Annotated in this window: 24 protein-coding genes; 14 read left to right on the top strand and 10 right to left on the bottom strand. The window is 63.8% G+C overall.

What is annotated here, in order from left to right:
• Nucleotides 1–284: 284 nt before the first annotated feature.
• The 5 genes from K8I04_02030 (at nt 285) to K8I04_02050 (ending at nt 4,900) form a co-directional block, all read left to right on the top strand.
• The gene (locus K8I04_02030) at nt 285–1,763 is read left to right on the top strand and encodes a ribulose-bisphosphate carboxylase large subunit (protein MBZ0070497.1); all 1,479 of its coding nucleotides are present in this window, start codon (nt 285–287) and stop codon (nt 1,761–1,763) included.
• A gap of 24 nt (nt 1,764–1,787) precedes the next feature.
• A complete protein-coding gene (locus K8I04_02035; protein ID MBZ0070498.1) occupies nt 1,788–2,222 on the top strand; it encodes a ribulose bisphosphate carboxylase small subunit in 435 nt (144 codons plus the stop codon).
• 70 nt (nt 2,223–2,292) lie between these two features.
• Nucleotides 2,293–3,234: a CbbX protein gene (gene cbbX, locus K8I04_02040; protein ID MBZ0070499.1), complete on the top strand. Its 942-nt coding sequence runs from the start codon at nt 2,293–2,295 to the stop codon at nt 3,232–3,234.
• A 41-nt stretch (nt 3,235–3,275) separates the two neighbouring features.
• The gene (locus K8I04_02045) at nt 3,276–3,647 is read left to right on the top strand and encodes a hypothetical protein (GenBank protein ID MBZ0070500.1); all 372 of its coding nucleotides are present in this window, start codon (nt 3,276–3,278) and stop codon (nt 3,645–3,647) included.
• Between the two features lie 32 nt (nt 3,648–3,679).
• Entirely contained in the window at nt 3,680–4,900 is a 1,221-nt protein-coding gene (locus K8I04_02050) for a ketose-bisphosphate aldolase (GenBank protein ID MBZ0070501.1), read from the top strand.
• Between the two features lie 17 nt (nt 4,901–4,917).
• Here the strand turns inward: K8I04_02050 and K8I04_02055 are convergent, their stop codons facing one another.
• Nucleotides 4,918–5,535 carry a methyltransferase type 12 gene (locus K8I04_02055; protein MBZ0070502.1) on the bottom strand — a complete coding sequence of 206 codons (618 nt, stop codon included), beginning with the start codon at nt 5,533–5,535 and terminating at the stop codon, nt 4,918–4,920.
• A 216-nt stretch (nt 5,536–5,751) separates the two neighbouring features.
• Here K8I04_02055 and K8I04_02060 point away from each other — a divergent pair, with 216 nt between their 5' ends.
• Together K8I04_02060 and K8I04_02065 are read left to right on the top strand one after the other, a co-directional pair.
• The gene (locus K8I04_02060) at nt 5,752–6,663 is read left to right on the top strand and encodes a LysR family transcriptional regulator (protein ID MBZ0070503.1); all 912 of its coding nucleotides are present in this window, start codon (nt 5,752–5,754) and stop codon (nt 6,661–6,663) included.
• A 44-nt stretch (nt 6,664–6,707) separates the two neighbouring features.
• Nucleotides 6,708–7,808 carry a calcium/sodium antiporter gene (locus tag K8I04_02065; GenBank protein MBZ0070504.1) on the top strand — a complete coding sequence of 367 codons (1,101 nt, stop codon included), beginning with the start codon at nt 6,708–6,710 and terminating at the stop codon, nt 7,806–7,808.
• Nucleotides 7,809–7,839: 31 nt separating this feature from the next.
• On the opposite strand, the gene K8I04_02070 is transcribed toward K8I04_02065, so the two are convergent.
• Both K8I04_02070 and purE read right to left on the bottom strand, forming a co-directional pair.
• Nucleotides 7,840–8,979, bottom strand: coding sequence for a 5-(carboxyamino)imidazole ribonucleotide synthase (locus K8I04_02070; protein ID MBZ0070505.1), 1,140 nt, complete (start codon nt 8,977–8,979; stop codon nt 7,840–7,842).
• 19 nt (nt 8,980–8,998) lie between these two features.
• The gene (gene purE / locus K8I04_02075) at nt 8,999–9,505 is read right to left on the bottom strand and encodes a 5-(carboxyamino)imidazole ribonucleotide mutase (GenBank protein ID MBZ0070506.1); all 507 of its coding nucleotides are present in this window, start codon (nt 9,503–9,505) and stop codon (nt 8,999–9,001) included.
• A 579-nt stretch (nt 9,506–10,084) separates the two neighbouring features.
• Between purE and K8I04_02080 the strand changes: the two genes are divergently transcribed.
• From K8I04_02080 to K8I04_02095, 4 genes are all read left to right on the top strand, one after another.
• Complete coding sequence (locus tag K8I04_02080) at nt 10,085–10,984, top strand: phosphoribosylaminoimidazolesuccinocarboxamide synthase (GenBank protein MBZ0070507.1); 900 nt, start codon at nt 10,085–10,087, stop codon at nt 10,982–10,984.
• Between the two features lie 153 nt (nt 10,985–11,137).
• Nucleotides 11,138–12,469, top strand: a complete 1,332-nt coding sequence (locus tag K8I04_02085) for a cyclopropane-fatty-acyl-phospholipid synthase family protein (protein MBZ0070508.1) — start codon at nt 11,138–11,140, stop codon at nt 12,467–12,469.
• 234 nt (nt 12,470–12,703) lie between these two features.
• Nucleotides 12,704–13,093: a DUF302 domain-containing protein gene (locus K8I04_02090; protein MBZ0070509.1), complete on the top strand. Its 390-nt coding sequence runs from the start codon at nt 12,704–12,706 to the stop codon at nt 13,091–13,093.
• Between the two features lie 120 nt (nt 13,094–13,213).
• Nucleotides 13,214–13,549, top strand: a complete 336-nt coding sequence (locus K8I04_02095) for a hypothetical protein (protein MBZ0070510.1) — start codon at nt 13,214–13,216, stop codon at nt 13,547–13,549.
• Nucleotides 13,550–14,487: 938 nt separating this feature from the next.
• On the opposite strand, the gene K8I04_02100 is transcribed toward K8I04_02095, so the two are convergent.
• Entirely contained in the window at nt 14,488–15,177 is a 690-nt protein-coding gene (locus tag K8I04_02100; GenBank protein MBZ0070511.1) for a Crp/Fnr family transcriptional regulator, read from the bottom strand.
• 391 nt (nt 15,178–15,568) lie between these two features.
• Between K8I04_02100 and K8I04_02105 the strand changes: the two genes are divergently transcribed.
• On the top strand, nt 15,569–15,829 hold the full coding sequence (locus K8I04_02105; GenBank protein ID MBZ0070512.1) for a thioredoxin family protein: 261 nt from the start codon (nt 15,569–15,571) through the stop codon (nt 15,827–15,829).
• A gap of 60 nt (nt 15,830–15,889) precedes the next feature.
• Here K8I04_02105 and K8I04_02110 read toward each other — a convergent pair whose 3' ends face one another.
• From K8I04_02110 to K8I04_02125, 4 genes are read right to left on the bottom strand one after another with little or no spacing between them, the layout of a single operon-like run.
• The gene (locus K8I04_02110) at nt 15,890–16,588 is read right to left on the bottom strand and encodes a type 1 glutamine amidotransferase (GenBank protein MBZ0070513.1); all 699 of its coding nucleotides are present in this window, start codon (nt 16,586–16,588) and stop codon (nt 15,890–15,892) included.
• A gap of 36 nt (nt 16,589–16,624) precedes the next feature.
• Nucleotides 16,625–17,506 (bottom strand): polyphosphate kinase 2 family protein, encoded by an 882-nt coding sequence (locus K8I04_02115; protein ID MBZ0070514.1) that lies wholly within the window; start codon nt 17,504–17,506, stop codon nt 16,625–16,627.
• Nucleotides 17,503–18,195 carry an MOSC domain-containing protein gene (locus K8I04_02120; GenBank protein MBZ0070515.1) on the bottom strand — a complete coding sequence of 231 codons (693 nt, stop codon included), beginning with the start codon at nt 18,193–18,195 and terminating at the stop codon, nt 17,503–17,505. The genes K8I04_02115 and K8I04_02120 overlap by 4 nt, the downstream gene beginning before the upstream one ends.
• A 4-nt stretch (nt 18,196–18,199) precedes the next feature.
• A complete protein-coding gene (locus K8I04_02125) occupies nt 18,200–18,832 on the bottom strand; it encodes a YchE family NAAT transporter (protein ID MBZ0070516.1) in 633 nt (210 codons plus the stop codon).
• A 271-nt stretch (nt 18,833–19,103) separates the two neighbouring features.
• Between K8I04_02125 and K8I04_02130 the strand changes: the two genes are divergently transcribed.
• Nucleotides 19,104–19,730 carry a Rieske 2Fe-2S domain-containing protein gene (locus tag K8I04_02130; protein ID MBZ0070517.1) on the top strand — a complete coding sequence of 209 codons (627 nt, stop codon included), beginning with the start codon at nt 19,104–19,106 and terminating at the stop codon, nt 19,728–19,730.
• Between the two features lie 18 nt (nt 19,731–19,748).
• Here K8I04_02130 and K8I04_02135 read toward each other — a convergent pair whose 3' ends face one another.
• Nucleotides 19,749–20,615, bottom strand: coding sequence for an HDOD domain-containing protein (locus tag K8I04_02135; protein ID MBZ0070518.1), 867 nt, complete (start codon nt 20,613–20,615; stop codon nt 19,749–19,751).
• A 474-nt stretch (nt 20,616–21,089) separates the two neighbouring features.
• On the opposite strand from K8I04_02135, the gene K8I04_02140 reads away from it, so the two are divergent.
• Nucleotides 21,090–21,398: a cytochrome c gene (locus K8I04_02140; GenBank protein ID MBZ0070519.1), complete on the top strand. Its 309-nt coding sequence runs from the start codon at nt 21,090–21,092 to the stop codon at nt 21,396–21,398.
• A 601-nt stretch (nt 21,399–21,999) separates the two neighbouring features.
• Here K8I04_02140 and K8I04_02145 read toward each other — a convergent pair.
• On the bottom strand, nt 22,000–23,049 hold the full coding sequence (locus K8I04_02145; protein ID MBZ0070520.1) for a COX15/CtaA family protein: 1,050 nt from the start codon (nt 23,047–23,049) through the stop codon (nt 22,000–22,002).
• Nucleotides 23,050–23,489: the final 440 nt, after the last annotated feature.

The following is a 23,489-nucleotide window of genomic DNA, read 5'->3' on the forward strand; positions in this document are numbered from 1 at the left end:
CGGTTCACGGCATCCATCGTTACCGGCAGACGACGCGATCCGTGGTCGGTGACTTGAGCTCCAGTCCGTGTCGTCACTGCAGAGGGCGTAGTGGTGTATCGCTCGCAGAACCGTTGTATAGGGTTTCGTCTATGCAGAGTATCGAAAATATCAACTGTTATTGATAGCCCCGCTTCGGCAACATCGATTCACCACCACCGTATCCACCGCACGACAGGGCATTGAGGGTAGAGGTTGTGGGGTTTTCTGTCTTTTCTGAGTCGACGACAACAGCGGAGGCTGACATGGGTAAAAGCGAAACGATCACCAGCGCCAAGGAGCGCTACAAGTCCGGTGTTATCCCCTATAAGAAGATGGGCTATTGGGAGCCGGAGTATCAACCGAAGGATACCGACATCATCGCCTTGTTCCGCATCACGCCGCAGCCCGGCGTCGATCCGGAGGAGGCCGCCGCCGCGGTGGCCGGTGAGTCCTCGACGGCCACCTGGACCGTGGTCTGGACCGACCGGCTCACGGCATCCGAACTCTACCGGGCCAAGGCCTACCGGGTCGATCCGGTGCCGAACACCGGGGCGGGCACGGCGACAGAGGCACAGTATTTCGCCTACATTGCCTATGACCTGGATCTGTTCGAGCCCGGCTCGATTGCCAACCTCACCGCCTCGATCATCGGCAACGTGTTCGGCTTCAAGGCGGTCAAGGCGTTGCGCCTGGAAGACATGCGCGTTCCGGTCGCCTATCTGAAGACCTTCCAGGGCCCGGCCACCGGCATCGTCGTAGAGCGTGAGCGTCTCGACAAATTCGGCCGCCCGCTGCTGGGTGCCACTACCAAGCCGAAACTCGGCCTGTCGGGCCGCAACTACGGTCGTGTGGTGTACGAGGCGCTCAAGGGTGGTCTCGACTTCGTGAAGGACGACGAGAACATCAACTCACAACCCTTCATGCACTGGCGCGACCGCTTTCTGTACTGCATGGAGGCGGTGAACAAGGCGTCCGCGGCGACTGGTGAGGTGAAGGGTCATTACCTCAACGTCACCGCCGGTACCATGGAAGAAATGATCGAGCGGGCCGAGTTCGCCAAGGAGCTCGGTTCGGTGATCGTCATGATCGACCTGGTGATCGGCTACACCGCGATCCAGAGTATGGCCAAATGGGCGCGCAAGAACGACATGATCCTGCACCTGCACCGTGCCGGCAACTCGACGTATTCGCGGCAGAAGAATCACGGTATGAATTTCCGCGTGATCTGCAAGTGGATGCGCATGGCGGGTGTCGATCATATCCATGCCGGCACCGTGGTCGGCAAGCTCGAGGGCGATCCGCTGATGATCAAGGGCTTCTACGACACTTTGCGCGACACGCATACGCCGATGAGCCTCGAGAACGGCCTGTTCTTCGAGCAGGACTGGGGGTCGCTCAACAAGGTCATGCCAGTGGCCTCGGGTGGTATCCATGCCGGGCAGATGCATCAGCTGATTCATTACCTGGGTGAAGATGTCATCTTGCAGTTCGGTGGCGGCACCATCGGTCATCCGATGGGCATTCAGGCCGGCGCGATCGCGAACCGCGTGGCGCTGGAGGCGATGGTCATGGCACGCAACGAGGGCCGCGACTATCTCAAGGAAGGTCCGCAGATCCTGGAGGCCGCCGCCAAGTGGTGCACACCGTTGCGTGCCGCGCTGGATACGTGGAAGGATGTCACCTTCAATTACGAGTCGACCGATACGGCAGATTTCTTGCCGACCGCGACCGCCAGCGTCTGATCACGCTCACCAGGAGATACCAACATGATGACCAATCACGGCAATCGCGTAACCCAGGGGCAGTTCTCGTTCCTGCCGGACCTGACCGACGAACAGATCACTGCGCAGATCAAGTATGCCCTGAAAAACAATTGGGCAGTCAACGTCGAGTACACCGATGATCCACACCCGCGCAACACCTATTGGGAGATGTACGGCATGCCCATGTTCGATCTCAAGGACCCGGCCGGCATTCTCATGGAGATCAACAACTGTCGCAAGACGTTCTCCGGCCACTACGTGCGCGTGACGGCGTTCGATTCGACGCGCGGCTGGGAGACACCGCGCATGTCGTTCATCGTCAACCGGCCGAAGAACGAGCCGGGCTTCGGTCTGGTGCGGCAGGAGGTTGGGGGCAGAAGCGTCCGCTATACCATCCACAGCTACGCCACTGACCGGGCAGAGGGTGAACGGTACTGACGACAGGCAGGTCTGCGGCGGTGGCTCAGGGATGGGCCCCGCCACCTTTGATTGAGCCGGGAGGTGGCCGATGGGAGTGGAAGCGGTGCTGCAAGACATCGAACAACAGTTGCTGAACGATGACACCCGCGTGGATCTGGAGGCTGAGTTCAAGGCATCGAACATCCAGGAGGTGCTGGACAAGCTGGACCGTGAGCTGGTCGGGCTCAAGCCGGTGAAGACGCGCATCCGTGAGATCGCCGCCCTGCTGCTGATCGACCGGTTGCGCCGGCGCTTCGAGCTATCCGCCGAGACGCCCACACTGCACATGTGCTTCACCGGCAACCCCGGTACCGGCAAGACCACGGTGGCGCTGCGGATGGGCGAGATCCTCAAACGTCTCGGTTACGTGCGCGAGGGCCATCTGGTGACGGTCACACGTGACGATCTGGTCGGTCAGTACATCGGCCATACCGCGCCCAAGACCAAAGAGGTCATCAAGAAGGCCATGGGCGGGGTACTGTTCATCGACGAGGCCTATTATCTGTACAAGCCGGAGAACGAGCGTGACTACGGGCAGGAGTCCATCGAGATCCTGCTGCAGGTCATGGAGAACAACCGTGATGATCTGGTGGTGATCCTGGCCGGCTATAAGGACAAGATGGAGCGGTTCTTCGAGAGCAACCCGGGCATGCGCTCGCGCATTGCCCATCATCTGGATTTCCCTGATTATTCGGCCGCGGAGTTGCTGGTCATCGCCAAGCTGATGCTGGCCAATCTCAACTACCGCTTCAGCGAGGCGGGGGAGCAGGCCTGCGCCGAATACATCGCGCTGCGTATGCAGCAGAGCCATTTCTCCAATGCGCGCTCGATCCGCAACGCCCTCGACCGTGCCCGCCTGCGCCAGGCCAACCGCCTGTTCGCGAGCGGCGCGAAGGGCCTGCGGAAGATCGACCTGATCACGATCGAGGCGGAAGACATACGCGCCAGCCGCGTATTCGACACGGGCGAAGATGGCGCCGACGCGGTATGAGCGACGACGGGCCGCCGGGGTCGCGGCCGGAGGTGGATCCCATGTGGATACAGTCCGACATACAGCCCCTGCGTCGCCTGGAGAAGCGGGTCGACGCGGCCTGCTACAATCAGGTGCGTATTGCGTTGCTCCGCTTGCCGCGGCCGTTGCGCGTCGCGCTGCAGCGGCCGCGACATCGCGGCCTGGAGCTGGTCCTCGACGACGACCGCTGGCTGTGTGTGGATACGGGACGCAATGACCTGCCGGTACTGGCCTGGCACGGCTTCGATACGCACGGGCGCAGCGCGTTGCACGAGCCGGTTGTCTGCCGACTCGATCTGTATCATATTCACGCCGGACTGGTGATGGGCACGGTGCTGGATGACCTGGAGCACATCCTCAGGGAACGCCTCACCGGGGCCGGCTCGCCATAAGCGGTCAGAGCACGATGGATGCGAGGTGAGTCATGGCGCTGGTCGATATGCGCGACCTGCTGTTGCACGCATACCGGAACAAATACGCCGTTGGGGCCTTCGATCTGGTAAGTCTGGATTTTCTGGAGGCGATCATCGCCGCCGCGGAGCGCCGGCGGGCGCCGGTGATCCTGAGTCTCGCCGAATCCCATTTCGAGCATTACGATTTTGAGCTTGTCATGGCCGCGACGGTCGCCGCGGCGCGCCGCACGCGCGTGCCGGTGGCGATCCATTTCGATCACGGTGCGAGTCTGGAATCGGCTGTGCGCGCCATCAATCTCGGCTGCACCGGCGTCATGGTCGACGCCGCCACCCTGCCGCTGGAAGACAACATCGCCGCCACGCGCGCGGTGGTCGAGATGGCGCGCGGCTGCGGGGTCCCGGTGGAGGGCGAGCTGGGCTACGTCGCCGGCGTCGAGGGCGAGGACGCCGGGAAGCATCCCGGCGAGATCGTCTACACCGTGCCCGCGGAGGCCGCCGACTACGTGCGGCGCACCGGCGTGGATTTTCTCGCCGTGTCGATCGGCACGGTGCACGGCCGCCTGCACGGCGAGCCGCGGCTGGATTTCGAGCGGCTCGCGGCGATCAATGAGCGGCTCGGTATCCCGCTGGTGATCCACGGCGGCACCGGCCTGAGCGATGCGCAGTTCCGCGCGCTGATCGGGCGTGGTGTGGCCAAGATCAATTACTATACGGCGCTGGCCGATGCCGCCGCCGCCAGCGTGCGCGCGCGGGCCGCGGCTGATCCGCGCGCCGGGTACACGGGGCTGGTGCAGGATGTGCGCGCGGCCATCGCCGCCGAGGTCGAACGCTGCACCGAACTGTGGGGCGCGGCGGGGCGGGCGGACGAGGTGCTCGCCGCGGCACGGCCCTGGCGCGAGGTCGAGCATCTCATCGTCTACAACGTCGCGGAGGGTGCGCGCGAGCGGGTACCGGATATCATGCGCGAGGGGCGCGAGGTCCTCGCCACCATACCCGGCGTGCGCCGGGTGTTCACCGGCGATGCGGTGACCCCCGACGCGAAATATCGGCATTGCTGGCTGGTGCGCTTCGCCGGTGAGGCCGTGATCCCCACGTACCGCGACCATCCGGCCCACCGGGCATTCGCCGACAGCTGGTTCCGGCCGGTCGCGGGCGACCGTATCAGCATCGATTATATTGCGGTGGAGGGCGGCGCCCCGGGGGTGGCCGACGACGGGAACGGGGTGACCTGACGAACGAGTGTAGCCTGCTAGCCACCGCGGCCGGCATCGGCTTCGGCGACGGCCTTCTCCCATTGATAGACCCGCATGGGCGGGATATTGAGCAGTTCCAGCGCCATGCGTTCGCGGCCCAGGTAGGGGCGGCACAACGAGGCCACGCGGTTGCTCCACTGGTAGGCGACGAAACGACCGCTGGGGGCCAGTTGGGCGGAGATCGCCGCGAGTACCTGGGATCCCAGATGCGGGCTCATGGTGGAGAACGGGATGCCGGAGATCACCACGTCGGGAGCACCCAGCCCGTGTTGCGCGAGAATACTCTCCAGATCACAGGCACTGCCCAGATGGGCAATGAGCCGCGGATCCTCGATACCGCTCACCAACCGATGGAAGCGTGGGTTGATCTCGATCGTCAGCAGCCGCGCCTGCGGCGCCATCGCCTGCAGGATCGCCCGGGTGGTGCCGCCGGTACCGGCACCGAGTTCGACGACCGTGCGGGCCGCACCGATGCCGGACACCCCCAGCACACGCTGTTCGAGGAAGCGTGAGCTCGGAATGAACGAGCCGATCTGCAGGGGGTGTTTCAGAAATTCGCGGAAAAACGCCAACGCGCCATTCGACAGTGGACCTGCTGGCATATGAGCTGCCATAGATTCCGTTCACTCTGGAGGTTGCCCTGGCTGCATCGTATCGGCGCCGGGGTGAAGCGATTTTGACGTGCGCAGCCGATGAAGTAAAGTGAAAATCAGTGGCCGTCCGCACTGGACGTCACCGCCATGGATCATTATAAGTAGCTGCTGAGGCACGGGCCTGGCGCCGGCGATAACGCCGAGCGGACGTCGCCCACAGTCCACCCGGCAGACAGCATGAATCTCACCTTCCGTCAGCTCACGATCTTCGAGGCCGTTGCACGTCATCTGAGCTTCACCAAGGCCGCCGAGGAGCTGCACCTGACGCAGCCGGCCGTCTCCATGCAGATCAAACAATTGGAGCAGGCTACCGGGGTGCCGTTGTTCGAGCTGCTGGGCAAACGCGTGTACCTCACCGAGGCCGGCCAGGAACTGCAGCGCTACAGCCGTTCCATCACCCTGCTGCTGGCCGAGGCCGAACAGGTGTTCGAGGAGATGCGGGGCCTCAAGCGCGGGCGTCTGAACATCACCGTGGCGAGCACCGCCAACTATTTCGTACCGCGCCTGTGGGCGGCGTTCCGCAAGCGCCATCCGGACGTCAGCGTCAGCCTGGACGTCACCAACCGCGCCGGTCTGATCCGTGCGCTCGGCGAGAACCAGGCCGATCTCGTCATCATGGGCATGCCGCCCGAGGGCCTGGATCTGGTGGCGGAGGGCTTCATGCCCAACCCGCTGGTGGTGATCGCGCCGCCCTCGCATCCGCTCGCCACGGCGACGCAGGTGCCGTTGGAGTGGCTGCAGGGCGAGGCCTTTCTGATGCGCGAACAGGGCTCCGGTACCCGCTCGCTGATGGAGCGCGTGTTCGCCGAGAAGGGTTTGACCCCGACCACGCCCATCGAGATGAGCGGCACCGAGGCCATCAAGCAGGGCGTCGAGGCCGGCCTGGGGCTCGCGCTGCTGTCGGTGCACACCCTGGAGATGGAGCTTGCTCTCAAGCGTCTCGTGGTGCTGAACGTGGAGGGTTTCCCGGTGTTGCGCGAGTGGTACATTGTGCATCGCTCGGGGAAGCGTCTGTCGACAGTGGCACAGGCCTTCCACGACTTCATTTTGAAAGAGACCGAAGAACTCGTGCACGTACCCCAGGTCTGAGGGTACGCGCACGGCGTATCCGGGGCACTTGGGAAAAAATACCTATGGATTTGTCAGTCGTGGTGATGTTCATCCTCGGCCTGGTGTTGCTCACGGGCGGCGCCGAGGTGTTGGTGCGTGGCGCGTCGCAGCTGGCTGCCGCGATCGGCGTGTCGCCACTGATCATTGGCCTGACGGTGGTCGCGTTCGGTACCAGTGCGCCGGAGCTGGCGGTGAGTGTGCGTTCCGCCCTGAGTGGTCAGGCCGGCGCGGATATCGCCATCGGTAACGTGGTCGGCAGCAACATCTTCAATGTGCTGTTCATCCTCGGTCTGTCGGCCGCGATCACACCATTGGTGGTGTCACAGCGGCTGGTGCGCATCGATGTGCCATTGATGGTCGGTGCGTCGGTGCTCATGTTGTTGCTGGCACTGGACGGCAGGATCGGTCGCCTCGACGGTGCGCTGCTGTTCACCGGCATTGTGATCTACACGCTGTTAGCCATCGTGCAAGGCCGTCGGGAATCACAGACGGCCGCGGCGGCAGCTGCGGACACATCTTCCGGGGACACAGTTGATGCGCAGCCGCGCACGCCGGGCAGTTATCTGCTCGATGTGGGTTACATCGTCGGCGGGCTGTTCCTATTGGTGCTGGGGGCGCACTGGCTGGTCGACGCGGCAGTCGATATCGCCCGCGCCTTCGGGGTGAGTGAACTGGTGATTGCCCTGACCATCGTAGCCGCCGGGACCTCGCTGCCCGAGGTGGCAACCTCGGTGATGGCGAGCATCAAGGGCGAGCGCGACCTCGCTGTAGGCAATATCGTCGGCAGCAACCTGTTCAATATCCTCTCGGTGCTGGGGCTGGCGGCACTGGTGGCCCCCGACGGCGTAAATGTCGCACCGTCCGCCCTGCGCTTCGACATCCCGATCATGATCGCCACCGCCGTCGCCTGTCTGCCGATCTTCTTCACCGGCTACTCCATTGCGCGTTGGAAGGGTCTGCTGTTCCTCGGCTACTACGTGCTCTACACCACGTTCCTGGTGGCTGCGGCGGCGAAATACCCGCAACTGGAAAGCTTCACCGCCGGGGTGCTGTTCTTCGTCGCGCCGCTGACGCTGTTGACGCTGAGCGTGGCAGTGTGGCGGCAGTGGCACAGCAAGACGTAGCCAGCAAGATGCACTGCGGCGCCGCCGTGTACTACGATGCGGCGACCGTGCTCAAGGTCGCGAACAGCTGTTCGGCGAGTTCGAAGTTTGCATCGGCGTCTTCGCCGAGTACGTTGATGTGCCCCATCTTGCGTCCCGCCCGCGTCTCGCGCTTGCCATAGAGGTGCAGCTTCACCTCGGGCTGGGCGAACACGGCCTGCCACCCGGGCTGGCGCTCGCCCCACAGGTCGCCCAATACGTTGAGCATGGTCACCGGCGTCAGTAGCCGCGTGGAACCCAGCGGCAGGCCGCACAAGGCCCGCACCTGCTGTTCGAACTGCGAGGTGACGCAGGCATCCAGGCTGAAGTGCCCGCTGTTGTGCGGGCGCGGCGCCATTTCGTTGATCAGCAGTTCACCCGCGGTGGTGAAGAACAGCTCCACGGCGAGCACGCCGATGTAATCCAGTGCCTCGGCGACGCGCCGCGCCATGCCGGTGGCGAGCTCGGCCACGGCCGGCGCGACGCGGCCCGGCACGCGTGTGGTGTGCAGGATGCCGTTGCGGTGGACGTTCTCGCCGATCGGGTAGAAGACCGTCTCGCCGTTGGCGCCGCGCGCCAGGATCACCGACAGTTCCTGGGCCAGGTCGACCTTTTCCTCCAGCACGCAGGGGTGTGCGCCGATCCGGGCGAAGGCGGCGTGCGCCTGATCGAGATCGTTCACGGTGGTCTGGCCCTTGCCGTCGTACCCCAGGGTGGCGGTCTTCAGCAGCGCGGGCAGGCGCAGACCGGCCATGGCGGCGGCGAGGTCGGCCTCCCGGTGAATGGCAAAGAACGGCGCGGTGGCGAGCCCCAGGTCGCGCACGAAGGTCTTCTCGCGGATACGGTCGCGGGCCACGGCCACGGCGGCTGCGCCCGGACGCACCGGGCAGTGCGCGGCCAGGGTCTCCAGGGTGGCGGCCGGCACGCTCTCCCACTCGGTGGTGACAGCGGCGCATTCCGCGCCCATGCGGGCCAGCGCGGCGCTGTCCTGGTAGTCGGCCTGCAGGTGGGTATCGGCGACGGCGCCGGCCGGACTGGCGGGGTCCGGGTCCAGGACCATGACGCGATAGCCCATCGCCCGCGCCGCCAGGGCGAACATGCGGCCGAGCTGACCCCCGCCGAGGACGCCCAGGGTGGCACCCGGTAGGATCACGGCGTAGCTCCCGGCAGGATCACAGTGGGGCAGATTCCGGCGGCAGTTTCATCGCGAGGACGACCTGTTCCTGGTCCTTGCGCAGACCCTCCAGCCGGGCGGCGACGGCGCTGTCCCCGAGCGCCAGGATCTGGGCCGCATACAGCGCGGCATTGGCCGCGCCCACCTCGCCGATGGCAAAGGTCGCGACCGGCACGCCCTTGGGCATCTGGACGATGGACAACAAGGAGTCCAGGCCCTTGAGGTAGCGCGAGGGCACCGGCACACCCAGCACCGGCAGGAGGGTCTTGGCCGCCAGCATACCCGGCAGGTGTGCCGCGCCGCCGGCGCCGGCAATGATGCAGGCCAGACCGCGGCTGCGCGCCGTGGCGGCATAGTCGAACAGCAGGTCCGGGGTGCGATGGGCCGAGACCACGCGGGTCTCGTAGCCGATGCCGAGCTGTTCCAGCATGGCGGCGGCGTGCCGCATGACCTCCCAGTCGCTGTTACTGCCCATGACCAGACCGATGCGGGGTGTTTTGCTCATGTGGTTGGCGCCCTCTGCCGGGTCGGTGGGACCGCGGAAACGGCGGATTTTAGCAGATCAGGGGCGGGGAGTGAGGCGTGAGGGGTAAGGCGTGAGGCGTGAGGCGGGAGGCGTAAAGGCAAAAACCTTTTATGGCCACGGAAGCACACGGAAAAACACGGAAAAGGTTATTGTAAAAAAACCGGCTGTTTGGGGACCGTGTGTCGCCATGACCAGCCATCACCAACACAAAAGAACTTACAGCCATTGTATCGTCATAACTAATTGTAATTAAATAAATAATTTCACATTCATAAAAATACAACCACAGCCTGGAAACCTTGTACAGTCTCATCCGAGGGGGTAGGGTGCGTCGGCGCCAGCGACGCACCGTGGCGTGGAATTTTGGTGCGTCAGGCTACGCCTCGACGCACCCTGCGACCTGGGCTTTTACAAGAGCATTTTTTCCGTGTTTTTCCGTGTGCTTCCGTGGCCATAAAAGGTTTTTGCCTTTACGCCTAACGCCTCCCGCCTAACGCCTCCCGCCCTGCGGTACAATGCAGCGCTTTCCCCTACCACACCACAGCGCGGAGCGGCGGCATGCAAGCGTCCCTGTACGAATCCGACCTGAAGAGCCTTCCCCTGGTCTACCGCGGCAAGGTGCGCGATGTCTATGCGGTCGGGGGCGTGGACGGCGACAAGCTGCTGATCGTCACCACCGATCGGCTGTCGGCCTTCGACGTGATCCTGCCCGAGCCGATTCCCGGCAAGGGCGCGGTGCTGACCGCGGTATCCAATTTCTGGTTCGCCCGCATGCGTGCCGTCGTGCCCAACCATCTGGTCGACCTGCCACTGGAGCAGGTGCTGCCCGATCCCGCCGAGCGCGCCCAGGTGGAGGGCCGCGCCATCGTCGTGCAGCGGCTCAAGGCGCTGCCGGTGGAGGCGATTGTGCGGGGTTATCTCATCGGCTCGGGCTGGAAGGATTATCAGCGAACCGGCGCGGTCTGCGGCATCCCGCTGCCCACCGGCCTGGTGCTGGCCGACCGCCTGCCGGAACCCCTGTTCACACCCTCGACCAAAGCGGAGCTCGGCACCCACGACGAGAACATCGACTTCGCCCGGGTACAGGACCTGCTCGGCGCGGACATCGCCGCGCAGGTGCGTGACATCAGCCTGCGCATCTACCAGGAAGCGGCCGACTATGCCCTGGCGCGCGGCATCATCATCGCCGACACCAAGTTCGAGTTCGGCCTGGACGACGCCGGCCGGGTGGTGCTGATCGACGAGGTGCTGACGCCCGATTCCTCACGCTTCTGGCCGGTGGAGGCGTATCGACCGGGCGTCAGTCCGCCGAGCTTCGACAAGCAGTTCGTGCGCGATTATCTGGAGACGCTGGACTGGGACAAGACCCCACCCGGTCCGAGACTCCCCCCCGAAGTCATCGCGAAGACGGCAGCCAAATACCGCGAGGCGCAGCGTCGTCTGACCGATACGCGCTGAGCGGCGTACCATTTTCCGCACATCAACCGCCGGAATCCCGCCGTCTGCCTCGGTCCCGCGCCGCCGGACATTGGATGTCTTTTGTCTATAGTTATCTCCACAGATGGACCGTCGCACAACCTGCACAGGCGACGAGACAACGGAGGGATAACGATGCCGGCACACAAGCAACTGCATAAATCTCTGGATGAATTCACGACCGCCCCGATCGGGCTGCCAATCGAGGCACCCGTCGAGGCCCCCGTCGAAGTGGGGCGCAGACTGTTGCATGCCTTACTACGCGGCTACAGCGGTCCGGTCGCCGTCCGGCTGTGGGACGGCAGCTATGTCCGTGGGGGCGCCGATGCACCCGCGACCCTGACCTTCCGCCACCCCGACCCCTTGCGCGATCTGTTCCTGCGCGGCGATCTGGTGCGTCTGGGCGAGGCCTATCTGCTGGGTGCGGTCGAGGTCGACGGCCGGATGGACATCGCCTTTGATATCGTCGATTTCCTGGAACGCAGCCAGCCCGGACGGTGGGAGCGTCTGCGGTTGGCGTTCAATGCCTTGCGCCTGCCGCGCGCGGACTCGTACGCGGCGCTGAAGACGTCACAGGCCGACGGCACGGCGCGCGCCAACGGCACGGCGAGCATCCGCCATCACTATGATGTCTCCAACGACTTCTACCGCCTGTGGCTCGATCCGGAAATGGTGTATTCCTGCGCCTATTTCCGCGACACCACCCAGTCGTTGGCGGAAGCGCAGCGCGACAAGCTCGACTATCTCTGCCGCAAGCTGCGTCTCGAACCCGGTCAGCGCCTGCTGGATATCGGCTGCGGCTGGGGCGCACTGGCGCTGTGGGCGGCACGTAATTATGGCGTTGAGGTGCACGGCATCACCCTGAGCGAGGCGCAGTGCGATCACGCCCGCGAACGCATCGCACGCGCGGGCTTTGCCGAGCGCGTGCGCATCGAGTTGCGGGACTACCGCGACCTGCCGCCCGACGCCCACTATGACCGCATCGTCAGCGTGGGCATGTTCGAGCACATCGGCGTGAAGAACTTCCCCAACTACTTCGGCGCGGTGCAGCGTCTGCTCGCACCGGGCGGCCTGTTCCTCAACCACGGCATCACCAACGACTGCGGTTGGGTGGACTGCGCCAGTCAGCGCTTCACCAACCGGTATGTCTTTCCCGACGGTGAACTCACCCGCGTGAGCACGGTCCAAACGGCCATGGAGCAGGCGGGCTTCGAGATCCTCGACGTCGAAGGCCTGCGCCCGCACTATGCCTTGACGCTGCGGCGCTGGCTGCAGGCGCTCGAGGCCAGCCGCGAGCGCGCCGACGCGCTGGTCGGCCCGATCGTACGGCGTATCTGGCGCCTGTATATGGCCGGCTCGGCGCATTACTTCCAGCAGGGCAGTCTGGGCGTGTATCAGATTCTGGCAGGACACAGTCATGCGCCGCAGCCGCTGCCGTTGCGCCGCGATGATCTGTATCGCACCTGAGGGCGGCCGGTCGATGGGCTATTGGTTGAACTTTAAAAACTCGTTTTCACCACAAAGGACACGAAGGACACCAAGGTAAAGACAGACACTCCGGCTTTCGCAGCACTTCACCCGGGGGGTGAAGCGCTGCAACAAAGTAACTCTTGGGTTTGCTTTGTGTCCTTCGTGTCCTTCGTGTCCTTCGTGGTGAACCGCTTTTTCCAGGTTGAATGCAATTGGTCACAGGAGCACGCGATGTACGGTTTCAATGTGAAGGTGAAGGGTGGTTTCGAGCAGGCAGTGCAGCGTGTCACCGAGGAACTGCAGAAGGAGGGCTTTGGCGTGCTGACCGAGATCGATGTCAAGGCGACGTTGAAGAAGAGGCTCGACATCGACCAGCGCCCCTACAAGATTCTCGGCGCCTGCAATCCCAAGCTCGCCCACCAGGCGCTCAGTGCCGATCCGGATATCGGTCTGCTGCTGCCCTGCAACGTGGTGGTCCGTGAGGAGGCCGACGGTGCGGTCACGGTCGCCTTCATGGATCCCGTCGCGGTACTGAAGCTGGTGGAAAAAGAAGGTGTTGCGGAACTCGCCCAGCAAGTGCGCGGGCATCTGCAGCGGGTCAGTGCGGCGCTCACCGCCTGAGTGGACCGGGACCCGCACGCTGTGCGGTTTCGCGGCGCGGCGGTCTGGCGTAGTATCCGAGGGGCCACTCGGCGCGTGATCAGGCACAGTCCCGGGAGAACGCCCATGAGCTTGCCCAGCATGAACTTACCCAGGTTGTCGCTCTTCCCCTTCATGGATGCGGCGGAGCCGCTCGGCAAGCGTGCCCCCGCCGTGGACGAAAACGGTAAGGCGCTGTCCGACTTCATGATGATCATCCCGGGCCTGCGCGATAAGCCGCAGTTGCTCATCCAGCAGGCCATGCACGACATCCATGCCGCACTCGCCTGCTTTCAGCATGCAGTGGTATTCGCCGAGCTGAATCTCAAGCTGAATCTGCTGTGGGTCTCCATCCGACCCATCATGGGGATCCGTTTCGAGATCGCCAACGCCGTGCGGCTGCGCGTGCCGGATGCCCGCCTGGTATCGCACATCTAGTCGCATATCCAGTCGCACGTCCGGGGGGATCCGAATTGGGGGATCTCAATTCACAAACTCTCTTGGCCATGCAGATCGTGCCATGGGGCGTGAGGCGTGAGGCGTGAGGCGTTAGGAGTAAAACCCAAAAACCTTTTTGGCCACGGAAGCACACGGAACAACACGGAAAAATAATAATGTAAAAGCCCAGTGCTCAAACCGAGGATCACTGGGTGGTGAAAGATGGCGGCTGGATGGACCGGGGACAGACTAAAGGCAAAACCCCATTGGCCACGGAAATACACGGAACAACACGGAAAAGGTTATTGTAAAAACTGTCTATTCGGCAACCGTGTGCCGTCATGACCAACCGTCACCTGCACAGAATGAAGTTACAGTCGCTGTAGCACCATATCTAGCTAGGGCCTGTTAACACTATTCGCACCGCGGCGTTGCTGCCCCAAAAGCTGCCAGGCAAGGCGCGAGGAGAGAAGTTTGGTTGTTCCAAATGAACGACGAGCAACGCGGCTTGGCAGCTTTTGGGGCGCAACCCGGAGGGACGGGGCCCATAGGCCGCGAGCCGGTGTTGCGCCTCACTTATGTACGTTCAGTACACTGCGCTCGGCGCGCCTTGGCTCGCGGCCTATGGGCCGCCGTCGCCGCGGTGCGAATAGTGTTAACAGGCCCTAGTAATAAAGAAGCATTTACCTCTCCATAAAGTACAGCTGCAGTCTGGGGATCGCGTACAGTCTCATCCGAGGGTGTAGGGTGCGTCGGCGCCAGCGACGTACCGTGGCGCGGTCTGCATGGCCACAGCTTGCCGCACCTCGGCATGTGGCCGCGTGGGGGTTTTAACGGAGTATTTTTTCCGTGTTTTTCCGTGTGCTTCCGTGGCCAAAAAAGGTTTGCCTTTCATGCCTCACGCCTCACGGCGCGGGCCCGCATCCGGGCGCCCGACATCAGATCTCCACCAATTCCCGCAGTCGCGGCAGGTCCTCGAGGACGATGCTGTTGCCGCGCACCACGATCAGACCGTCGCGCGACAGCTTGGTGAGGATGCGCGAGAAGGTCTCAGGCTTGATCGACAGGCGTGAGGCGATGACGTGTTTGGGCGTCGTCAGCACGATCTCCTGCGATGCCACCACGCCCTCCGGCAGCTCGGCCAGCAGGAAGCTCACCAGGCGATAGGTTGCATTGTGCAGCGTCAGGCTGTCGATCTCGTTCAGCCGGCGGTGCAGGCGCTGGCTCATGTCCGCCATCAGCCGGAAGCAGGTATCGACCGAGTTGCTCAGCAGTTCGTGAAAGGTCGCGTTGGGGAAGGCCAGCAGCCGGCTCTTGACCAGCGCGTCCGCATTCACGGGATAGAACTTGCCAGACATGAAGGTGACGGCCTCGGCGAAGGTCTCGCCGGGACGAACGATCTCGATGACCTTCTCGTCACCGTCCTCCGACAGCCGGTAGAGTTTGATCTGACCCTCCAGCAGCAGATAGAAGCGGTCCGCGGGCTGGCCGTGCTCGAACAGCATGCGCCCTTCCTCGATATTGACCTCCTGCATGGTCTCCATGACCGTCTTGAGCTGCTGCTCGTTCAGAGCGGCGAACAGATAGGTGCGGCCCAGCCAGGGGATGAATTCGCTGGGATCAGTCATCGGGGTCGTATCCTTTGGTTGCGGCGCCGGCACGTGCGATGTGCCAGAGGACATTTCCAGGGTTGATCAAGGTCAAGGCAGTAGTTCCCGCTGGTTTTTAATGTGCCCGGACGACCTGGCCGAGATATGGCGGGCGAGCGCCATTATAGCCATGGCCAGCGCGCGGTCCCAACTGCGCGGCAGCGTAATCCATCAAAAAAACACGGGATATGGGAGGCCACCATGACGACCGGACAAGATTACGGGGCGTTGCTGGCATTGTCGTGCGCAGTCGACATCGGCTGACCGACGGGGTGCGGGCGGCGCATGACCTGCGCCCGCTGAGCACGAGTCTGAGCAACTGTGCGGCACGACCTGCCGTGCAACGGTGGCCAAGGAGGGGAGGTGACGTATGCATGTACAGTTGCTGATAGCACCCTGGTGCACGTCCTGTCATAGGGCGCAGGAGATCTGGCAGCGCGTCTGTGAGCGCCATGGCATGACCCTGGAGATCCTGGATCTGGAGACGCTGGCTGGTGAAGAGACGGCCGGGCGTCTGCATCTGAAGATCATGCCGGCCGTATTGTTCGACGGCCAGCCGCGCGCCATCGGCGTGCAGTCCGAGGACGAGGCCGAGGCACTGCTGAGCAGGGAGATAGGGGCCGGGGGATGATGCCTTGTATGCCCGTGGCCGAAGCGATTTTTGACGAAGTGTCCGGGCCCTGACCGACCGTCAATGGTCTGCACCGATGAAGCCGTCCAGCAGCGTCGCCATCAAGGTGTTGAGTGTCGCGAAGCGCGCCGTTGGCGTGAGCATCTGTGTGGGTGTCTGGATACCCGGGGCGTCGCGGAGTTCGTCCACGCCATGCTCGATCAGCGCCCTTGCGCTCGCCGGTGTCGTCTCCAGATGAAACTGCAGGCCGAGGATGCGTCCGTCGATGGCATAGGCCTGGTGCCGGCAGGCCGCGCTCCGCGCCAGGTGCACCGCACCGGGTGGCAGATCGAAGGTATCGCCGTGCCAGTGGAAGGCGTCGAAGCGCTCGGGTAGCAGCGCGCCCAATGGCGAATGTATCGCCGCCGCGGTGCGTGTCACCGGCAACCAGCCGATCTCCCGCTGTGCGTTGCGATAGACACGCGCACCCAGCACGTCCGCGATCAGTTGCGCCCCCAGGCAGATCCCCAGCACCCGCCGCCCCGCATCGATGACCTGGCGCAGGAACAACTTCTCGGCCGTCAGCCAGGGATGGGCATCGATGTCGTACACCCCCATGGGGCCACCCAGGACGATCAGCAGGTCGATCCGGTCGGGGTGCGGCAGGTCCTCGCCTGTATAGAGACGCGTGCCACTCACCGCGTGGCCGCCGCGCCCGATCCACTCGTGGATGCTCGCCAGACCCTCGAAGGCCACGTGCTGAAGAAAATGGATGCGCATGCTGCGGTCGTTCGCGTCTGTATCGGTGGCGTGTGCTCAATCCGCCGCGTCTTCGAGTTCCTTCCGCAGTTCCTCGAACCGTGCCCGGGTGGCGGCATCCGGTTCCGGATAGTCGATGTTCAGCTGGCGGAGGGTATCGATGATGATGTCGGCGACGCAGACGCGCATATAGGGCTTGTCGTCGGCGGGTATGGCGTACCAGGGCGCCCAGGGACGGGAGGTGGCATTCAGGGCCGCCTCATAGGCCACCATGTAGTCGTCCCAGCGCCGGCTCTTCTTGACATCGTCTTCTGAGAACTTCCAGTTCTTGTCCGGTTCGCGCAGCCGGCTGAGCAGGCGTTTGCGTTGTTCCTCGTGCGAGACGTTCAACCAGAACTTCAGAATGACCGTGCCGTTGCGGGCCAGGTGGTGCTCGTGGTCACGGATGGACTCCAGCCGTCGTTCCCAGAACGTCGGCGCGGGTTGCGCCGCCGGCAGGCCTTGTGCGGCCAGGTATTCGGGCTGCACGCGCACGGTCAGGACCTCCTCGTAATAGCTGCGGTTGAAGATACCGATCATGCCTTTGGGCGGCAGGCGCAGGGTCGTGCGCCACAGGAAATCGTGTGCCTGCTCGTGTGCGGTCGGCCGTTTGAAGGCGTGCACAGTGCAGCCGGCGGGGTCGACGCCGTGCATGACGGCGCGGATGGTGCTGTCCTTGCCGGCCGCGTCCATGGCCTGGAAGACGAGCAGCAGTGCGCGGCCGTGGTGGGCGTAGAAGCGTCGCTGCAAGTCATCGAGCGCGTCAGCCTGCTGTTTCAGTCGATCCTTGAGATCGCCCTTGCCCGGTGCCTTCTTCGGTGGTCGCGTCGCCGCCTCGGCGACCCGGAAATCGCCGTCGAACGGCACCAGCAGCGGGTGTTCGCGGACTTCGAGGCTCATGACGGGTCGCTCCCCTGCAGGCGGGGGCGGTGATCGTCCTGGGTGCCCGCCAGGCCGCGCTGTGCCTTGTCCCGCCAATTGGCGCTGAGCGCCTCCAGGCCGGCGATGCGCACGAGCAGCTGCGGATCGGGCGGTTCGCAGTAGAGGGCGCGCATCACCCGTGCCACGCTGAACCCGGGGTGTGGACGGTCTTCCAGCTGGATGGTGTCGCCGGGTAGCGCCTCGCCGGGGGCGAGCACCCGGTACAGCCAGCCGCAGCGCTGCGTGTCCTGGACGCGCTTGGCGAGATCCTCCACGCCGAAGCGGGCATTCAGTTTCCAGCAGGGCGAGCGCGGTTGCGCGACCTGCACCCGTGCGCTGCCCAGGCGATAGATATCGCCGATGCACACCTGCTCCTCGTCGAGCCGCGGTGAACTGATGTTCTCGCCGAAGCCGGGCGGCTGCAGCAGATGCCCGGGCGCGCCCGGCAGCTCCTCGGCCCACACGGCATAGTGCCGCGCGCAGTAGTGCAGCAGGGCGCGCTCGGGGCCACCGTGTTTGACGCGGTCGGCCTGGTGGTCACCGAGGATACCGAGCGGGGTGATCTGCGCCGGCCCCGGCAGCGGATGTTTGTCGATGGCACTGTCGCGCCCGGGCCGCAGTTCCCGCGGCTCGCCGGCGAAGATGCCGATGATGTGATCGTGATCCATGTCGTCAGCCCAGTCCCGGAAACAGCTGCCGCAGGCCGTTGGTGATGAACTCCACGCCGATGGCGGCCAGCAGCAGACCCATGATACGCGACACGATTTTCAGCCCCGTACGCCCCAGACCATCCGCGATCAGCGGGCCGGCACGCAGCGCCAGCCAGGTCAGCAGGGCGAGCACGAGCGCGATGCCGAACAGTACCGCATGGTGCCCGAGGCCATGGCCGCGGTGAGAATAGATGATGATCGTGCTGATGGCGCCCGGCCCGGCCAGTAGCGGTATGCCCAGGGGCACGACACCGACGTGCTCTTTTTCCTCAGCCTCGTGGGCCTCGTCGGGGGTCTGCTTTTCCGCACTGATGCCGCCGTGCAACATGCTGATGGCCATGAGCAGGATGAGGATACCGCCGGCGACGCGGAACGAATCCACGCTGATGCCGAAGAAGCCAAGCAGGCCCTCGCCCATCAGCAGGGAGACCACCAGGACCACGGCGACGGTGATGGCGGCGTGCAATGCAGCGGTGTTGCGCTGCCGGTTGGTCTTATGCAGGGTGAGGCTGATGAATACAGGCACGATACCGATGGGATTCATGATGGCCAGGAGCCCGATGAAGAACTTGGCATAGTCGGTCCAGGAGATCATGCGGGCAGTGTAGCCGAACGGTTCGGGAAGAAAAGCGTCAACCGCAAAGGGTGCTATGGATGCTGCCGGCTCGCGGCTATCCCGCGCGATCCGTCACCGCCGTGAATACCGGAATGACGACCTGGATAATGTACCAGAGTCCGTTCGCCCGGTGCGGGGCAGTGCCCTGGCCGTCAAAGCAGTCAATAAACTACAGGTTTCGTCAGCTTGGAGCCCGGTGTGACTATCGGTAGCATGGGCGTCTTGATATTTCTTTATGTTGGAGAATCCCATGAGTGACGCGATGGATTACCTGGTCGCCGCCCGGCCCGATGCCATCAAGCCCTACTTCAAATTCCTCAAAGAGGCCGGCAAGCACCTTGATACCCGCACGCGCGACCTGATCTCGGTGATCACCAAGGTCGATAGCCAGACCGAGGGCGGCTTCCGCCAGTACCTGACTCGCGCCCTGCGCAACGGCGCCAGCGCCAACGAGGTGATCGATGCACTGCTCATGGCCTTCCCGACCCTGGGGCTGGCCAAGATCATCTGGGCGGTGGACATCCTGCTGGACATGGACATCCCCGAGTTCCGGCCGGAGAACCTGTTCGCCGCGGCGCAGTGGCACAGCGTCGGGCCCCTGGATGAACTGGCGGATGGCGAGATCAGCTACCGTGACTGCGACGGCCGCCATCTGTACATCTATCGCGACGGTGACATGCTGCGCGTCTACGACAGCCGCTGCCCGCATCAGGTGACCGATATCCCGCACCTGGCGCTGGACGGTACGCGCCTGACCTGTCCCAAGCATCACTGGAGCTTCGACGTCACCACCGGCGAGTGTGTCGCGGTCGGTAACCGGCCACTGAACCAGTTCGAGCACAAGCTCGAGGAGGGCGTTCTGTACGCCTTCTGGTGAGTCGCGCCGGTGCGTGCCTCAGGCGGCGCTGGAATGGGGCAGGATGGCCTGGCGCGCCGCGGCGAACTGGGCGTCGGACTCGGCGATGATGCCCTCCAGGCTGTGCACCGGGAGGCCGAGCAGGTCCCAGGCCTGGGATTCCATGGGCGGCACCCGACCGATCTCCAGTGCGGGCTCGTGCACCGCGCAGGCAATCACATCGGCCAGATGGACGATCACGGTCTCGAACCGGGGGGCATGCGCATTCGCCTGCAAGGGTGCGTGATGCGCCTGGGCGGCCTCGATCAGCGTATCCGGCAACCGCCAGGCGCGCAGCAAGGCCGCCCCGACCTCACCGTGGTCGAAACCGAGTGCATCGCGCTCCAGGACGTGCAGCGGCGTCAGCTCCGCGCGCGCCCGGCGCACCATGTTCGCGGCGATCTCCGGGATCTGCTGATACATGACCAGTGCACCGATGTCGTGGAGCAGGCCGGCGATCAGGTAGCGCTCGGCATTGGGTGCGCGTTGCCGGCCCGCCAGCACGCGCGCGACCACGCCGGTGTAGAGGCTGTGGTCCCAGAAGGCGTCCATGGACACCAGCTCGGGCGGGATTCCCTTGAATGCCTTGGTGACGCTGGTCGCCAGGATCAGATCCAGCAGTTCCAGCGTACCGACGACGGCGATGGCGCGCGACACCGTATCGATGCGTGAGGGAAATCCGTAGAAGGGGCTGTTGACGATCTGTAGCAGTCGCGCCGTCAGCGCCGGATCCTTGCCGATGACCTGACCGATGGCGGCCGCCGAGCTGTCGGGGTCATTGATGAGATCGATGGCGCATACCACCACCTCCGGCAGCGAGGTCAGCTCGAGCGAGTCCTGCACCAGGCGTTCGACGCTGTGAATCATCGGTGGTTTCTCCGGATAGGCGTGGGCGCGCGGCGCGCCGACGCGGTGTCGGCCCGGTTATCTTGCTGGTCGAATTGCGGCATCGAGGTGCATATCCCCTTCCGTGAGGCACTCATTCTTGTCGCGTGCGGCCGCCGGCTTCCCCCCAGCGCGACCGCAACGGCTGGGTTTGATTCTACACAACCCGCACGGATATCAGAAAATTTTGGCGTGGGTAAATCAACGTAATGAAACCATGGGGATTTTCCCAGGTCCTATAGGGCAGCTGGCGGTGGTCCGCCGGGCAGGAGGGACAGGCCGGGGGCCCAGGGGGGTGTGACGCGATTGAGGAAGATCAAGGCGCCCCCGGGGGTGGACAGGTATTCATTTACCCGACGCCCGCGCTTTGTCAGAATAGCGCCAGCTTTCAAGTGCCCCGTGCGCGCACACCGGCCGGGGGGTAGACAAGTACCTTTCGACAGTGGAGATCTCGGTATGAAGAAATTGCTTTCTGCGGTGGTGGTAGGTGTTGCGGTGGCGACCAGCGGTGCAGTCCTGGCGGCGGGTGATGCCGCGGCGGGTAAGGCCAAGGCCGGCACCTGCGCGGGCTGCCACGGCGCCGCCGGCGTCAGCAACAACCCCCTGTGGCCGAACCTGGCGGGACAGAAGGATGCCTATCTGGTCAAGCAGATGAAGGCCTTCCGTGACGGTACCCGCAGCGACCCGATGATGTCACCGATGGCCAAGCCGCTGTCCGATGACGACATCAACAACCTGGCAGCCTATTTCAGCAGCCTGAAGTAGAAATCCAGGACCGCAGTCCCCTGGAGAACCCGGGCCGTGCAAACGGCTCGGGTTTTTTTTGGTGTGAGGAGTTAGGCGTGAGGCGTGAGGCGTAAAACCTAAACCCTTTTTAGCCACGGAAGCACACGGAACAACACGGAAAAATAATAATGTAAAAGCCCAGTGCTCAAACCGAGCGATCACTGGGTGGTAAAAGGTGGCGGCTGCATGGGCCGGGAACAGACTAAAGGCAAAACCCCATTGGCCACGGAAAAACACGGAAAAGGTTATTGTAAAAACCGTCTATTCGGCGACCGTGTGTCGCCATGACCAACCGTCACCTGCACAGAAGAAGTTACAGTCGCTGTAGCACCATAACTAGCTGTCACTAAAGAAGCATTTACCTCTCCATAAAGTGCAGCCGCAGCCTGGGAACCTCGTACAGTCTCATCCGAGGGTGTAGGGTGCGTCGGCGCCAGCGACGCACCGTGGCGCGGTCAGCATGGCCACAGCTTGCCGTACCTCGGCATGTGGCCGCGTGGGGGTTTTAACGGGGTATTCTTTCCGTGTTTTTCCGTGTGCTTCCGTGGCTAAAAAGGGTTTAGGTTTTACGCCTCACGCCTCACGCCTCACCCCTCACCCCATGCAGCAGATACAAGGTCAAGGTGAGCAGGACCAGCGCGCCGGCCTGATGGGCGCTGGCGATCGCCACCGGGACGTGCAGCAGCAGGGTCGAGATGCCCAGCGTGATCTGTACGCCGACCATGGCGAGCAGCAGATGGGCACGGCGGCGCAGCCGCGGCGGCAGGCGCAGTGACCTGAACCAGAGCAGCAGCGCGGCCGCGAGCACGACCGTCGCCAGCAGGCGGTGATCGAACTGCACGGTCGCGATGTTCTCGAAGAAGTTGTGCCAGCGCGGTTCGAGCAGGAACATCGCCTCGGGGACGAGGTGCCCGTCCATCAGCGGGAAGGTGTTGTAGGCATGTCCCGCCTTCAGCCCCGCGACCAGCCCGCCGGAGCCGATGGTCAGGGTGATCAGCGCCAGGAACGCGATGACGCCTGCGTACGGCCCCCGGCGGCGGGCGTCTGCCGCCGCCAGGTCGGGCGTGGCCCGTGGCTGCAGCAGGTCCAGCGCCACCCACAAGATGAAGCCGTAGATCAGAAACGCCGCCAGCAGATGCGCGGTCAGCCGGTACTGGCTGACGTGTGGATTGTCGACCAGGCCGCTGGTGACCATGTACCAGCCCAGGGCGCCTTGCAGTCCGCCCAGCACGAACATGGCGATCAGCTTCGGGACCAGCGGGCGCCGCACCCAGCCGCGCCAGAGAAAATAGAGGAACGGCAGCAGAAACACCGTGCCGATGGCGCGACCGAGCAGGCGATGGGCGAACTCGAACCAATAGATGGATTTGAAGTCGTGCACGTCCATGTGCATGTTGATCTTCTGGTATTCGGGCGAGGCCTGGTACTGTGCAAAGACCTCCTCCCACGCCGCGTCGTTGAGCGGTGGCACGATGCCGAAGATGGGATCCCACTCGACCATGGACAGCCCGGAACCGGTCAGGCGGGTGACGCCGCCGAGCACGATCATGGCGAATACCAACAGGCAGCACGCCAACAGCCAGCCGGCGATGATGCGGTCATGATGGCGCTGATCTGGTGTCGCCGGCATTGCAGGTCCCCCTCAGGCTGCGGACAGTGCCGCGATTGTACCCGAATCGCGTGAGGAGTGAGGGGTGAGGCGTGAGGCGGGAGGCGTAAAAGAAAAACCCTTTATGGCCACGGAAGCACACGGAAAAACACGGAAAAGGGTATTGTAAAAACCGTCTGTTCGGTGACCGTGTGTCGCCATGACCAGCCGCCACCTGCGCAGAAGAACTTTCAGCCGCTGTATCATCATAACCAGCTAGCAATAAAGAAATGGTTTCCTCTCCATAAAGTACAGTCGCAGCCTGGGGGCCGCGTGCAGTCTCATCAGAGGGTGTAGGGTGCGTCGGCGCCAGCGACGCACCGTGGCGCGGAATTTCGGTGCGTCAGGCTACGCCTCGACGCACCCTACGACCCGGGTTTTTACAAGCGCATTTTTCCGTGTTTTTCCGTGTGCTTCCGTGG

The sequence above is a fragment of the Gammaproteobacteria bacterium genome, assembly GCA_019911805.1.
GTDB lineage: Bacteria > Pseudomonadota > Gammaproteobacteria > Thiohalobacterales > Thiohalobacteraceae > JAHJQQ01.